Raw genomic sequence first — 14,050 nt, forward strand, 5'->3', positions numbered from 1 at the left:
AGAACGATCATGACCGTTGCACCAAGATTGCAGCCCCGCGAAGCCACCGCGCCGCAGCTCGTCAATGTCCTGCACAGCCCCAAGCGCGTGCGCGTCAAGTTCGGCGGCCGCACCATCGCCGACAGCCGCAACGTGCTCGTGCTGCGCTCCAACCATTTCCTGCCGATCTATTTCTTCCCGCCGTCAGCGGTCGACCCGTCGGTGCTGAGACCCTCACTGCATCGCGAACCGCACCCGGTCGGTGGCGAAACCGCCTATTGGGATATCGACAGCGGTGACAGGCGCAGCGCCAACGCGGCCTGGGCGTTCGTGTCGCCACCGGATGAAAACCTGGCGCCTCTGGCCGGCCGCATCGCCTTCACCTGGAAAGCCGTCGACCAATGGTTCGAGGAGGAAGAGGAAGTCTTCGTCCACGCCCGCGATCCCTACGCACGCATCGATGTGCTGCAGAGCTCCAGCCATGTGCAGGTCTGGTTCGACGGCGAGCCGATCGCCGACAGCCACCGCCCGGTTCTGCTTTTAGAGACGCATCTGCCAACGCGTTTTTATCTGCCCGCGGAAGACATCCGGCTGGAGCGGCTGACGGCGTCCGTCACAACGACGCGATGTCCTTACAAGGGCATCGCCTCCTATTGGTCCGGCCTGCTGAGCGACGGCTCGGTGCGCCCTGACATCGCCTGGAGCTACCGGGATCCCATAGAGGAAATACCCAAGATCAAGGGCCTCATCGCCTTCTATCCGCAGGCCGTCGACCGCATCCATCTCGACGGCGAACCCGTCGCATAGGTTTTCAATCTTCATTTCAGAGCAGGGGTTTGACATGACCAAACGCAGAGATATCGACGCAGTTCGCAACCTGTCGGGGGACATCTGGAATGTCGCCGTCGATGAATATCAGGGCGGCTTTCTCAAACGCCGCGATCTCCTGAAATATGCAGCACTGCTCGGCTTGACCGGCTTTGCCGCCTCGCAGGGGCTTGGAGGTGCGCGCGCCGCGGCCGCTGCCGGCGGCACGGTTCGCGTCGGGCTCGGCCAGCCGACCAAGGCGATCGATCCGGTTTCGGTCACCGATCCGGCCAGCATCGGGGTGATCAGCCAGGTCGGCGAGTATCTGATCCTCGACGATCCGAAGGATGGTCTGCAGCCGAAGCTGGCTCTGTCCTGGGAAGCAAACGAGACGGCCAGTCGCTGGACCTTCAAATTGCGGCCAGGGGTGAAATTCCACAATGGCCGCGCGGTCACCGCTAGGGATGTTGTGGCGAGCTTCGAGCGGCTGGTCGATCCGGCCAGCGGCTCGTCGGCGTTGTCGGCCTACAAGGGCATCCTGTCCAAGGGCGGCGCCAAGCTGGTCGATGACGAAACCGTCGCCTTCGACCTCGATGGCCCAAACAGCAACTTCCCCTTCTATGTCTCCTCAGACGTCTACAACGCCGTCATCCTGCCGGCCGACTATGCCGGCGATTTCGAGAAGAATTTCAACGGCACGGGTCCGTTCAAGCTGGAATCCTTTCGTCCCAAGCAAGGCGCCAGCTTCGTTCGCAATGAAGACTACTGGGGCGACAAGGCGCTGCCCGACCGGGTCGAGATCAAGTTTTTCGACGACGAGCAGGCGCAGGTGCTGGCGCTGCAGGCCGGCCAGCTCGACGTCATCCCGAGCACGACGCGCCTGGAGCTGGCGATCGAGGGCAATCCCAATTTCAAGCTGCTGAGCGTGCAGGCAAGCTCGCATGATCAGGTGCATCTCAGAACCGACCAGGCGCCGTTCACCGACAAGCGCATCCGCCGCGCGCTGGCGCTCACCATCGATCGCGAGGCGGTGGTCAAGGGCCTGCTCAAGGGCCGTGCCATCGTCGGCAACGACACCCCGTTCGCGCCGATCTTCCCTTCCGCCGATCCGTCTGTGCCACAGCGCAAGCAGGACATTGCGGAAGCCAAGCGCCTGCTTGGTGAGGCGGGCGTGCCGAACGGCTTCGAGGTGACGCTGACCACCGAACTCGCCTATGACATTCCCGACTATGCGGTGATCATCCAGAACTTCGCCAGGAAGGCCGGCATCGACGTCAAGCTCAACGTCCTGCCGCAGGACGCCTATTACGGCTCGGCGACCTTCGGTAGCTCGCCCTGGCTGGATTCGGTGCTCGGCATCACCGACTACGGCCATCGCGGCACGCCCGACATCTTCCTCAACGCCACGCTGAAGAGTTCGGGAGCTTGGAACGCGGCGCATTTCAACAACCCGGCCTATGATGCGCTGCTGCTCGACTACTCTAAGGCGCGTGATCTGCAGGCACAGCGCCTCGTTGCCGGCAAGATCCAGACCTTGCTGCTTGACGAGACGCCGGCGATCATCAGCTACTTCTCGCAATACAGCCGGATCGTCAGCTCGAAGGTCGAGGGCGTGCGCTTCACCGCGATCTCGCATCTGCTGCTCGACCGCGTTTCCTTCGTCCAGGCATGATCGCGACATGCTGACCGGTCGCATTCTGTCAGCGCGTCTGGGCACACTTGTCCTCACGCTGTGGCTGGTCAGCATCCTGGTGTTCTTCGCCGGGCAGGTCCTGCCCGGCGATGTCGGCCGTGTGATGCTCGGGCCTTTTGCCGATGCGCAGGCGGTGGCGGAACTGAACAAGCGGCTGGGCGCCGATCAGCCGGTTCTCGTCCAGTACTGGCTCTGGTTCAGCAAGGCCGTCACCGGTGACTTCGGCACCTCGCTGTCGATGCGCGGGCCGGTGGCGCCCTTCGTGCTGGAAAGCCTCAAGCGCTCCGCCGCCCTTGCCGGCATTATTCTGATTTTTCTCATTCCGCTTGGCGTTGGTGCCGGCGTCGTTGCGGGTCTCAATGCGGGCCGCTTGATCGACCGGCTGATCGTGATGGCAGGCGTCTCCTTCGGCATTGTGCCTGATTTCGTTTCTGGCCTGATGCTGCTCATCGTTTTCGGCCTGTGGCTGAACTGGTTCCCGATCTCCGGTGTTGCGCCCGATGGCGCGGGCTTCTGGACGCATGGCTATTATCTGATCCTGCCGGCGCTGCCGCTGGTGCTGAACCTTGCCGGCTACATCGCCCGGATGACGCGGGCAGGGGTGATCGAGGCAATGGCCGCCGATTATACGCGCACCGCCGTCCTGAAAGGGCTCGAGCGGCGCGAGATCATCTTTCGGCACGTGCTGCGCAACGCGCTGACGCCGACCATCGCGGTGCTGGCGACGCAGACCGGCTACATGCTTGGCGGGCTGGTGGTGATCGAGGCGCTGTTCGGCATCCAGGGGCTTGGCAATCTGGTTCTGAATGCGGCCAAGGCACGCGATTTCCCGATGCTCGAGGCCGGGGTGCTGGTGATGGCGGCAATCTTCGTGCTGTCGGCGGCGGCCGGCGACCTCGTACTGGCGCTGCTCGATCCGCGGCAACGCCGCCGGACCTCGCCATGACAGATCTGGCGGAGTTTCCCGCACCACCGCGCTCCGTGGCCGGCTTTCCGGCAGTGCGCCGGATACGCAGTGCTTTCGCCGGATTGCCGCCGTCGGTCGTGGTCGGATCGCTGCTGCTTCTGTTCTGGGTCGTGTGCGCCATAGCAGGCAACCTCTTCGTTCCCTACGATCCCTATGCCGAGGATTTCCTGGCGATGCTGACGCCGCCCGACGCGCTGCACTGGTTCGGGACCGATCAGCTCGGCCGCGACGTGCTGTCCCGCATAGTCGTCGGATCGCGCGACATCCTGCTGGTTGCGCCGCTGGCGACGCTGGCCGGTGTCGCCGCCGGCAGCATCATCGGGTTGGTGCTCGGCTATTTCGACGGCCTGGTCGATGCCATCGGCGCGCGGCTGCTCGATACGCTGATGGCGTTTCCGTTCATCGTTCTCGTCACCATGACGCTGGTGGCCATCGGCCCGTCCAATGTAACGGTCATCCTGGTGATCGGCATCGCCTACGCGCCGCTGGTGGCGCGCACCGTCCGCGCCGCCGTGCGCGAGCAGAAGGAGCGCGACTATGTCAGCGCTGCGCGGCTTGGCGGCGAGGGCCCGCTCGCCATCATGTTTCTGGAGATACTGCCCAACATCAGGGAAACGATCTTGATCGAGCTGGTCACAAGGCTGGGCTACGCGTTCTTTTCGATCGCGACGCTGAGCTTTCTCGGCCTCGGCATCCAGCCGCCATCGGCCGACTGGGGACTGGCTGTCGCCGACGGCTATGGCTTCCTGACCGGCGGCAAATGGTGGGTCGTCGTCTTCAATTCCGCGGCAATCGTCTCACTGGTCATGGCGACCAACCTGATCGCGCAAGGCATCGGCGCGTTTGAAAATAGCGATGCATGAGCCTGGATTGGGCGCGTCGAAAAATCTCTTTTGCATTGAAGCCTGACGCGCATCCTTATATCGCATGGCTATGAAGAAAATCGGTTTCCTGTCGTTCGGGCACTGGACGCCCTCGTCGCAATCGCAAGTGCGCTCGGCATCGGACGCGCTTTTGCAATCCATCGAGCTGGCGATCGCCGCCGAGCAACTGGGGGCGGATGGGGCCTATTTCCGTGTGCATCATTTCGCCCGCCAGCTCGCTTCGCCGTTCCCGCTGCTGGCAGCCGTCGGAGCCAAGACCAGCCGCATCGAGATCGGCACCGCCGTCATCGACATGCGCTACGAGAACCCGCTCTACATGGCCGAGGACGCCGGTGCTGCCGACATCATCGCCGGCGGCCGCCTGCAGCTCGGCATCAGCCGCGGCTCGCCCGAGCAGGTGATCGATGGCTGGCGCCATTTCGGCTATGCGCCGCCGGAAGGCCAGAGCGACGCCGACATGGCGCGGCATCATGCCGAGGTCTTCCTCGAGACGCTGCGGGGCGAGGGGTTCGCCCAGCCCAATCCACGTCCAATGTTCCCCAACCCGCCCGGCCTCTTGCGCCTCGAGCCGCATTCGGAGGGTTTACGCGAGCGGATCTGGTGGGGTGCTGCCACCAACGCCACGTCGGAATGGGCGGCCAAGCTCGGCATGAACCTGCAGAGCTCGACGCTCAAATTCGACGAGAGCGGCAAGCCGTTCCACATCCAGCAGGCCGAGCAGATCCGCATCTACCGCGAAGCCTGGAAAGCGGCCGGTCACAGTCGCGAGCCGCGCGTCTCGGTCAGCCGCAGCATCTTCGCGCTGGTCGACGATCGCGACCGTGCTTATTTCGGCCGCGGCAATGAGGGCCGCGACCAGATCGGCTTCATCGAGGAGAACACCAAGGCGATCTTCGGGCGCAGCTATGCGGCCGAGCCGGATGTGCTGATCAAGGAATTGGCGCAGGACGAGGCAATCGCCGAGGCCGACACGCTGCTGCTCACCGTTCCGAACCAGCTCGGCGTCGACTACAATGCGCATGTCATCGAGGCGATCCTGACCCATGTCGCGCCGGCGCTGGGCTGGCGCTGACGCCAGATAGATCGAAGCGGAGTGCTCCAAGGGAGGGACACCATGCCAAAGAAGGCCTTGATCGCTTGGGGCGGCTGGGAGGGCCACACGCCGGAGCAGAGCGCGAAGATCGTTCGCAACCTGCTTGAACGCAACGGGTTCGACGTCACGCTCGGCGAGGGCACCGCGATGTTCGCCGATCCGGAGCTTGCTTCCTTCGATCTCATCGTGCCCGTCATCACGATGTCGACGATCGAAAAGGCCGAGTTGCAGAACCTTACGCTTGCCGTTCGCGGGGGAAGCGGGCTCGGCGGTTTCCACGGCACGATGGGCGACAGTTTCCGCAACGAGCCCGACTATCAGTTCATGACCGGCGGCCAATGGGTGGCGCACCCCGGCAATATCATTGACTATACTGTCGCGATCACCAGGCCGGACGAGCCGATCACATCGGGCATCAGCGATTTCGCCTACCGGTCGGAGCAGTATTACATGCATGTCGACCCGAGCAACGAAGTGCTGGCGACCACCACCTTCACCGACGCGCATTTTCCTGGGATAGGCGGCGTCGTCATGCCGGTCGTCTGGAAACGGCGCTATGGGGCGGGGAAGGTTTTCTACAGTTCCCTTGGTCACACTGCGGATGAGTTCGCGGTGCCGGAAATGGCGCTGATGGTGGAGCGGGGTTTGCTTTGGGCGGCGCGGGGGTAGCAGCAGGCGAAGTTCGTGAAAATCTGGTGGAATTCACAGGACATCTACGGAGATATCCAATGAACGATTTCAGTTGGTCCGCGCCCGCCACGCCTTCGATAAGGCTCTTGAGGCGGCCCTCGCAAAGACGATGGCCGAATTCAAGAGCAAGGCCAGTGCGGTGACGGTTCCCTCCCAGATGTGGGAGCTGGAAGCCTATTTGCGTGAACAGCGGCGGGATATCGATCGGACGTTCGACTACCGCTATTCGCAGCTCCTTTATGTCTTCGCTCATCTCATCCGAGCAGGCTACCTCGATGAAAAGCTGCTTGCCGGTCTGGCGCAAGACAAATTGGACGCCATTCGGCGGGACCTTGCCTTTGCGGCGGGACGCCCGGCCAGCGGATGACGACGGGAGGGAGTGCGGCCGTCCCAATCCCTGCCATGCTGGAAAAGCGGCCGTTGTTGTACTACCATCCCGTCACATGGCGAGGGGGATGAGATGGACCATCAGCGTACTGTTTTTCTGATCGGCGCAGGTTCCGTTGGTGACGACGAGCAAGCTGTGTTCACGCTGCACGTGAACGGCGCTGCCTGCAATCTGAAATGCAGTTATCGGGACAAGGTGATCGAGGCAGAAGAGGAAGACTTTTTCGAGGCTCTGTTCCAAATCCGTCAGGCACTCGAAGTCGATGGCCTGCTACCCTTCTGTTACGGAGCAAGCGCCAATGTTTATCCGGAAAATACCGTGATGGAGAAAAGTCACGGATTGATAGCCTGCAAGGTGAAGACGGGGCGATTTCCGCAAGAGAGCGATCTGGTCGACATATTTGATGATGGCGTCGACGTGGTTCCGGTTTTCGTCCATATGCAGCAGGAATTTTGGGAAGAATGGCTGACTTCGCTGCCTTCCTAGCGGCTGGCGTTCATCCAATCCCTCCGGTTACCAGATAGGCGCCGGCGCTGCGCCCATCCTCCAGCCGCACAATAGCCGTCACGATCGAGCCATACGAGCCACGCCAGACGCTGTGGAAGCGCTGGTGCTCTGCGGCCGGAACCAATGCCTGTCCACAGGAGCGCGCTCCGCTTCGCTGCATGGCGACAGGCTCGCCGTTGACATGCACCTTGACGCTGGCGTTTTCCGCCTCGGCGTCGATCGGCAGGTCGAGCGTGATGGTGATCTCGTCCTGATCGCCGGTCGTGCGCGTCTCGGCGGCAAGCGCGATGACGAGCGGAGGTGCCTTGCCGTTACCGGTTTGCGTGGGCCGGCGGGAAAATACATCTTCAGTCAGTTCCGGCGTGCGTGGGGGCAAGGTGCGGCGCCGGGTCGACTGTTCGAAATCGCCGGCCATGCGCAACAACCTGACATCATCATAGGCCTTGCCGGCGAAAGTCAGGCCGACCGGCATGCCGATATCGGCCATGGTTCCCATCGGCACGGTGACGGTGGGGATGCCGAAATGGCGCCAGACCAGATTGCCGTTGGCGACCCAGGTGCCATTGCGCCAGGCAAGGGCGGCGGACGCCTCGTCGATGTCTGCATCGGCCGGTCCGACATCGGCGGCCGCGGGCAGCACCACGGCGTCGATGCCATGGGCGTCCAGCCAGTCCTCGAAATCGATCCGCCTTGTCGCTTCGAGGCCCTTCAGGCCTTCTTCAATCGTCGGGATTTCCGTGACGGGCGTGACGCCGGACCGCGCCCGCTCGACATATTCCCTCAGGTCGAAGCCGCCCTCATAGCGGTCGGGCAGCGTGCCCGGCGGCTGCGGGAAGATCTTTGGGCCGTCGACCGAGACGAGATCGGGCAAAGACGGGTCGGCATTGGCGCGCAAAAAGTCGTCCCAGCCCCAGATGCTGAGATCCCAGAGCTCGCGGTCGGCGAACTCTGGGGGCACCAGCCCGCGCTCGACCATGGTGCGCGTGCCGGGGCGGTCGCGCTCATAGTTGGAAACGACGGGAAAATCGACCTCGACCACCTCGGCGCCAAGCCGCGTGAGATCGGCCGCGGCCCGCTCCCACAGGGCAAGCACCGAGGCGCGGGTTTCGATCGGCGCATCGGCCTCGCTGTCGCGGCCGATATACATTCTGGGCACGCCGAGCCGCTTGCCTTTCAACGACCCCGCCAGTGCGAGATCGGTATAGCGGGGCGGCCGCACAGCGGAGCTTTTCGGCAGCTCGACCCAGGGCTGCGCGCGCCAGAAATCGCCTCGCGTCTCGGGATCGTCGGCGACGATCACATCGAGCAGTTCGAGCATGTCGGGCATTGTCCGCGCGTGCGGCACCACGACATCCATGGTCGGCACCAGGGGCCAGTTGCCGCGCACCGAAATGACGCCGCGCGACGGGGTGTAGGCGACCACTGCATTGTTGGTGGCCGGCGCGCGGCCGGACGACCAGGTTTCTTCGCCAAGCCCGAAGGCGCAGAAGCTGGCCGCCGTCGCCGTGCCGGAGCCATTGGACGAGCCCGACGCGAAGGCGGCGGTCAGATAGTCGCCATTGTAGGGGCTCTCGGCGCGACCGTAGACGCCGCGCTGCATGCCGCCATTGGCCATTGGCGGCATGTTGGTCAGCCCGATCAGCACGGCGCCGCCGGCGCGCAGCCGGGCGATGGTGAAGGCGTCCTCATTGGCGATGAGATGCTCGAAGGCGGGCGAACCGGCGGCCACCGTCAGGCCTGACACCTTGTAACTGTCCTTGGCGGTGTAGGGGATGCCGTCGAGCGGTCCGAGCACGGCGCCGTTGCGGCGGCGCTGGTCGGAGGCCACCGCCTCCTCAAACATGTCAGGGTTGAGCACTGGGACGGCATTAAGGCTGATGCCGTGGCGGTCAAAATGCGCGATGCGCCTCAGATACGCCCCGACCAGTTCGACGCTGGTGGCGGTGCCGTCATCGAGCGCTCGGCGCAGTTGGTCTATCGTCGCTTCGACGAGGTGAAGGCTGGCGTCGGTCATCACTGGTTCCAGGCTTTCGTTACAATCCTATGGATGAGCGAGGCAGCTGGCTTCGGCAAGAGCCTATCGCGGTCTTCTCGGAACTTTTGTCCGGCTGGCGGTTTTGGATGTATGGTGTGATTCTGGAATGGCCAGGAGGGTATTGGCGATGACCATGAAATGCGTTGCGATCCTAGCTCTCGCTGTCGCCATGGGCTCAAGCGTTTGCGCCGCGGCGTTCGCTGGCGACCGGCATCACGACCGCCGGGTCCACTCCGAACGCTACGTTCCCGCCGAAGGCGATCTCATCGACATCCTCTTCGGCGGCCCGCGCTACTACGATCAGCAGTTGGTGACGACGGCGGCCGGCGCGTGCTCCTACCATCGCGTCGGACCCGACGCGAATGCGGTGAACAAGATCAACGATCATCACTGTGGGAAGTAGGCGGCAGGCAGCGCCTCAGCGCCCGTCACTCTCCTTCATCCGCTCGATGATCTCGGCCATCAGCGCCAGGTCGCGGCGTGAATCGGCGAGGTCGGTCAGAGGCTTTGTGCCTTCGGTGATGTGGCGGTGGAAAATCTCGAGTTCATTCGAGAAAGCATCGCCGTAGAGAGGCCCGAAGGTTTTCGTCACCGGGCCGAGCGGGCCGGCATCGGTGACCTCCATCCGCGTCGGCAGGCTTCGGATGTAGGGCGTGTCGTAGAGAATGCGCACACGCCTGGTGTTCGAGCGCACCTCGATCATGGCGTCGAACAGGCCGAGATCGTCGACCACCGCGTCGTAGAGACAAGCGAAATGGCCGTAGTCGAAGGTGACTGATGTGTTGGCGCCGCCATTGGTGCGGTGCGCGGCCAGCACGCGCGCCGGCTCGCCGATCAGCCCGCGCATCGCCGAAATGTGATGCGAGGAAAGTGCCGTCAGCCCGCGATAGGCGCGCACCAGGTCGGCCGGCGCGTCGGCGCCGACCACCTCGCGGATCAGCGCGTCGCGTTCGCTTGCGCCACGCGCCAGCAGGGTAGGGTCTATGTCGTTGGGATAGAGGACGTTCTGGCTCTTCTTGAGAAAGTGCCGGCCTTCCGAGATCAGGTCGAAGATTCGGACATGGGTGATGTCGGCGTATGCCGGCAGTTCGTCCCTGGCCGCCAGATAGGCCGGCGCGTAGCGGCGCATATAGCCGACGAACAGGGTCTTGTCGTAGCCCGGCATCAGCGCCAGCAGATCGTCGATTTCGCGCACCGTCAGGCAGGCGGGCTTTTCCAGCAGGATATGCTTGTTGGCAGCAATCGCCGCCCGCACGAAGCGGCTGTGGGTGTCGTCGGACGACAGCACGAACACCGCGTCGATGTCGGGCGAACTAATCAGCGCCTCGGCCGTGTCGAAGGCCTTTGCCGTCGCAAATTCGGAGGTGACGAGTGACACCAGGCTGGGCGACACGTCGTACACGCCCGCGATCACCCAGCGGTCGCGCTGATCGCCCAGCACAGGCAGATGGATCGACTGCGCGACCTCTCCAAGACCTATCAGTCCGACACGAATTGGTGCCACAGGCGAACTCCCTTTGATTTCAAGTCTGATGCTGCAGGACTATGCCGCGCCGGTTACCAGCGCGACGAGCTCGTTTCCGGACGTTTCGGAAGCGCGCACGGTCGCCGCCATCTTTCCGGCCCGCATCACCCAGATCTGGTCGGACAGGCGGCGGACCTGATCGAAATTGTGGCTGACCAGGATGACTGAGACCGACTGCTCGCGCAGACGCCGGATCAGAGCCTCGACATTGGCCGTCTCCTGCACGCCGAGTGCTGCCGTCGGTTCGTCCATCACCACCAGCTTGGCGCCGGAGCCGACAGCGCGGCAGATCGAGATCGCCTGCCGCTGGCCGCCCGACAAGCGCCGCACACGCTGGTTGATCGACGGCACGTTGATCGACAGCCGCGACAGCATGGAACGGGCCTCGCGCTTCATCGCCTTGCGATCGAGGAAAGCGAACGGCCCGATGCGGCGCACGATCTCGCGGTTGAGGAACAGGTTCTGCGCGACCGTCAGTTCGTCGATCAGCGCCAGGTTCTGGTGCACGGTCTCGATGCCGGCCTTGCGTGCCTCGTCGGGGTTGGCGAAGGGCCGCGCCCGGCCGTCGAAGAACAAATTGCCGGTGTCCGGCTGATGCACGCCGACCAGGCTGCGGATCAGCGTCGACTTGCCGGCGCCATTGTCGCCGATGACGGCGGTGACCTCGCCGCGACGGGCCTGGAAGGCGACGTCGGTGAAGGCGCGGATGCCGCCGAAATGCTTGCTCAGCCCTTCGCAGGCGATGATCGCCTCAGCGGCGGGGATGTGATGGGGCGCGCTCATTTCTGATACCGCATGATCAGGGCCGCCAGCACCACGATGGCGCCCACGGCAAGCGGTTGGTAGAAGGCCGAGACGTTGAGCAAGGTCAGGCCGTTGACGAGTGCTGTGAGCATCAGCGCGCCGATCGCCGGTCCCAGAATGCTGGCGCGGCCGCCGAACAGGCTGACGCCGCCCAGCACCACCGCCGCCACCGAGTTCAAGAGCAGGCTGGTGTTGATCTGCGGTTCGGCCGAGCCGATGCGGGCGACCAGAAGAATGGCCGCGATGCCGGCGCAGAAGCCCGAGATTGTATAGGCGGCGATCTTGACCCGGTTGGTGCGGATGCCCAGCGCGCCGGCACTTTCGGTCTGGCCGCCGGTCGCCAGCAGATGCACGCCGAAGCGTGTGTGGTAGAGTGCGATATGCGCGACGATGACGGCTGCGATTGCTACCCAGACCGGATAACCGAACGGTCCGAGCGAGCCGGAAGCGAGCCTGAGCAGGAAGGTCGAGCCGACCATGGTCGGTTCGCCGCCCGACAGGATGAGGCCAAGGCCGGTGATGCCTGACAGCGTGCCGAGCGTCACCACGAAGTCGGGGATCTTGCCTGCGGTGATGATCAGCCCGTTGAGGAAACCGACGGCGCTGGTGGCGAGAACCGCGAGCCCGCAGGCGACGAAGATGCCGTAGCCGGCGGCGTTGACGAGGCCGAGGATGATGGCGCCGAGCATGACGGCTGCCGCCAGCGACAGGTCGATGCCCGAGGTGGCGATGACGAAGGTCTGGCCGATCGACAGCACCACCAGGATCGCCGCCGCCAACAGCAGCGCCTGCAGATTGGCGACGCTGAGAAAGACCGGCTGGGCGATGCCGAAGACGATGACGAGGCCGACCAGGCCGACGACGGATGCCCAGTCGGCCCAGAAGGACGGATCGAGGAGGAGAGCCGCCAGGGAGGGACGGCTCTCCTCAGCACCCGCCGAATGGGCGGCGGGTGCGTTGTCTGCTGGTGTGCTCACTTCAGCATCTCGCGGAAGGGATCGGGATAGTCGCCGCCGGGCCGCGGGAAGTTCTTCAGCGAGGCTTCGGCATTGTCCTTGTTGATCAACAGCACCGGCGCCGGCACGTTGGCCGGCAGTTCCTTGCCCTTGGCGGCCACTGCACAGGCCTCGAGGCCCATGGCGCCGACAACATAGGGATATTGGGCGACGGTGGCGGTGAGTTCGCCTGCCGCAATCGACTTGAGCGCGTCGACGATGCCGTCGAGGCCGATCACCTTGACGTCCTTGCCCGAGGTCCGCACGGCGCGCTCGACGCCGAGCGCCATGATGTCGTTGGCGGCGAAGAAGCCGGCGAGATCCGGGTGCGCGGCGAGAATATCGGTGGCGGCGGTCAGCGCCTTTTCGCGATCCCAGTCGGCGCTGACCATCACCACGATGTCGAGTTTGCCTTCCACCGCCTGCTTGAAGCCCTTGATGCGGGCGTTGGAGCCGACATCGCCGATGATGCCGGCGACCAGCGCGACCTTGGAGCCCTTCGGCACCAGCTTCAGCATCTCTTCGCCGGCCAGCGCGCCGGCGGCGACATTGTCGGTGCCGATATAGGTCGAGACGGCAAAGCCGGCGGCCTTGGCCTGTTCGGGGTCTATGGTCGAGTCGATGTTGACGATCGGCTTTTTCTTCTGGGCGACCGGCACCAGCGCCTGGACGAGATTGGAGACGCTGATCGGGTTGACCAGGTAGCAATCGAAATCCTGCATGGCCATGGCGGTCAGGCGGTCGGCCTGGCCGGTGGCGTCACCCATATTGGCGGCGGCCTGGACGCTGACATTCACGCCGTTTGCCTTGGCCTGTTCCTCGATGCCCTTCTGCATGGTCTGGAAGAACGGATTGTCGAGGCCTTTGACGATGGCCGCGACTTTCGCCGTATCCTCGGCATGGGCGGGCGCTGCGACGATGGCTGCAAGCATGCCTGCGCCAAGCAGGTTCGTGCCAAGCTTCAGGCAATTGAACATACGCATGGTTTTTCCTCCTCCTGATTGTTTTATGGGCTGCATCAATGTCGCTGTCCGGTGACTGCAATGTTAGACGGCGCGCAAGCGACCCCGGCGCCTGGCGCGATGGTCCCGCCAACAGATTGCTGCCCGCTTTGGAATCTGCGGACTGCAGCCCAGGTTCGGGCACTTTTCGATGTCAGGCATTGCTCCTCCCAGAGCGCCGGCCGATGCCAATCCTGCGTTTGCGCATGTTTTGTAAAAAATTGACACGCGTCAAGATTTAAAATTGGTGCGTAGCGATTTTGACTATGCACCCTTGGGCATGACTGTCCTGCCGGCATGCGCTACAACCAAGGCGCGAAAAATGTGCCGGCCTAAGGAACCACTTGGGGATAGCGGCGTTAGTCGCTACTTTTGCGCAAGAGGGAGGTTTCGGGTGAGGCGTTTAGAGATCCTGGAAGAACCAACGGGTACATTTTCGATTTTCGACGCGATCACGGGGTTGCCGGCAATGGTCGAAGAGGGGGCATGCACCGGGCTTTATCGGCACGAAGTGCCGCAGGAGCTGCTTGCAGCGGTTGAAACGGTCCAACCCGGCGATTTTTCGCCGCTGCCTTCATTGGCCGCTTTGAATGACTGGCGGGTCGATAAAGACGATCTGCTGGCGTGAGCAAAGCCGCCCGCGATCGCATCAAAAAACATACCGTATGGGAAAATCACGCAC

At 63.6% G+C, this 14,050-nt stretch carries 15 protein-coding genes; 10 read left to right on the forward strand and 5 right to left on the reverse strand.

Going from position 1 to position 14,050, the window contains the following annotated elements; translation table 11 throughout:
• Positions 1 to 9: 9 nt before the first annotated feature.
• The 8 genes from EN749_RS06430 to EN749_RS06465 all read left to right on the forward strand — a co-directional run bounded on the left by EN749_RS06430 (position 10) and on the right by EN749_RS06465 (position 6,987).
• Positions 10 to 786, forward strand: a complete 777-nt coding sequence (locus tag EN749_RS06430; protein ID WP_128362783.1) for a DUF427 domain-containing protein — start codon at positions 10 to 12, stop codon at positions 784 to 786.
• 34 nt (positions 787 to 820) lie between these two features.
• Complete coding sequence (locus EN749_RS06435; RefSeq protein ID WP_128362784.1) at positions 821 to 2,458, forward strand: ABC transporter substrate-binding protein; 1,638 nt, start codon at positions 821 to 823, stop codon at positions 2,456 to 2,458.
• 7 nt (positions 2,459 to 2,465) lie between these two features.
• Entirely contained in the window at positions 2,466 to 3,425 is a 960-nt protein-coding gene (locus EN749_RS06440; protein WP_127269148.1) for an ABC transporter permease, read from the forward strand.
• Positions 3,422 to 4,309, forward strand: a complete 888-nt coding sequence (locus tag EN749_RS06445) for an ABC transporter permease (protein WP_127269149.1) — start codon at positions 3,422 to 3,424, stop codon at positions 4,307 to 4,309. Before EN749_RS06440 ends, EN749_RS06445 begins: the two co-directional genes overlap by 4 nt.
• Positions 4,310 to 4,379: 70 nt before the next feature.
• The gene (locus EN749_RS06450; protein WP_189367394.1) at positions 4,380 to 5,402 is read left to right on the forward strand and encodes an LLM class flavin-dependent oxidoreductase; all 1,023 of its coding nucleotides are present in this window, start codon (positions 4,380 to 4,382) and stop codon (positions 5,400 to 5,402) included.
• A 42-nt stretch (positions 5,403 to 5,444) separates the two neighbouring features.
• Positions 5,445 to 6,092 carry a ThuA domain-containing protein gene (locus tag EN749_RS06455; RefSeq protein ID WP_128362786.1) on the forward strand — a complete coding sequence of 216 codons (648 nt, stop codon included), beginning with the start codon at positions 5,445 to 5,447 and terminating at the stop codon, positions 6,090 to 6,092.
• 130 nt (positions 6,093 to 6,222) lie between these two features.
• Positions 6,223 to 6,480, forward strand: a complete 258-nt coding sequence (locus EN749_RS06460) for a hypothetical protein (RefSeq protein ID WP_245491276.1) — start codon at positions 6,223 to 6,225, stop codon at positions 6,478 to 6,480.
• 93 nt (positions 6,481 to 6,573) lie between these two features.
• A complete protein-coding gene (locus EN749_RS06465; protein WP_128362787.1) occupies positions 6,574 to 6,987 on the forward strand; it encodes a hypothetical protein in 414 nt (137 codons plus the stop codon).
• 10 nt (positions 6,988 to 6,997) lie between these two features.
• Here EN749_RS06465 and EN749_RS06470 read toward each other — a convergent pair whose 3' ends face one another.
• Positions 6,998 to 9,022, reverse strand: coding sequence for an amidase (locus EN749_RS06470; protein ID WP_128362788.1), 2,025 nt, complete (start codon positions 9,020 to 9,022; stop codon positions 6,998 to 7,000).
• A 148-nt stretch (positions 9,023 to 9,170) separates the two neighbouring features.
• Between EN749_RS06470 and EN749_RS06475 the strand changes: the two genes are divergently transcribed.
• Entirely contained in the window at positions 9,171 to 9,446 is a 276-nt protein-coding gene (locus EN749_RS06475; protein WP_127396573.1) for a hypothetical protein, read from the forward strand.
• 15 nt (positions 9,447 to 9,461) lie between these two features.
• On the opposite strand, the gene EN749_RS06480 is transcribed toward EN749_RS06475, so the two are convergent.
• Genes EN749_RS06480 through EN749_RS06495 form a run of 4 tightly spaced genes read right to left on the reverse strand, consistent with a single transcriptional unit; the run spans position 9,462 to position 13,350 of the window.
• Entirely contained in the window at positions 9,462 to 10,547 is a 1,086-nt protein-coding gene (locus EN749_RS06480; protein WP_128362789.1) for a Gfo/Idh/MocA family oxidoreductase, read from the reverse strand.
• Between the two features lie 39 nt (positions 10,548 to 10,586).
• Entirely contained in the window at positions 10,587 to 11,351 is a 765-nt protein-coding gene (locus EN749_RS06485) for an ATP-binding cassette domain-containing protein (RefSeq protein WP_127396575.1), read from the reverse strand.
• Positions 11,348 to 12,349 (reverse strand): ABC transporter permease, encoded by a 1,002-nt coding sequence (locus EN749_RS06490; protein ID WP_127809714.1) that lies wholly within the window; start codon positions 12,347 to 12,349, stop codon positions 11,348 to 11,350. Before EN749_RS06490 ends, EN749_RS06485 begins: the two co-directional genes overlap by 4 nt.
• The gene (locus EN749_RS06495; protein ID WP_127381869.1) at positions 12,346 to 13,350 is read right to left on the reverse strand and encodes a substrate-binding domain-containing protein; all 1,005 of its coding nucleotides are present in this window, start codon (positions 13,348 to 13,350) and stop codon (positions 12,346 to 12,348) included. The genes EN749_RS06490 and EN749_RS06495 overlap by 4 nt, the downstream gene beginning before the upstream one ends.
• Before the next feature lie 412 nt (positions 13,351 to 13,762).
• Here EN749_RS06495 and EN749_RS06500 point away from each other — a divergent pair, with 412 nt between their 5' ends.
• Complete coding sequence (locus EN749_RS06500; protein WP_128362790.1) at positions 13,763 to 13,996, forward strand: hypothetical protein; 234 nt, start codon at positions 13,763 to 13,765, stop codon at positions 13,994 to 13,996.
• Positions 13,997 to 14,050 lie beyond the last annotated feature (54 nt).

This window comes from Mesorhizobium sp. M7A.F.Ca.ET.027.02.1.1, from assembly GCF_004022985.1.
Classification (GTDB): Bacteria; Pseudomonadota; Alphaproteobacteria; order Rhizobiales; family Rhizobiaceae; genus Mesorhizobium.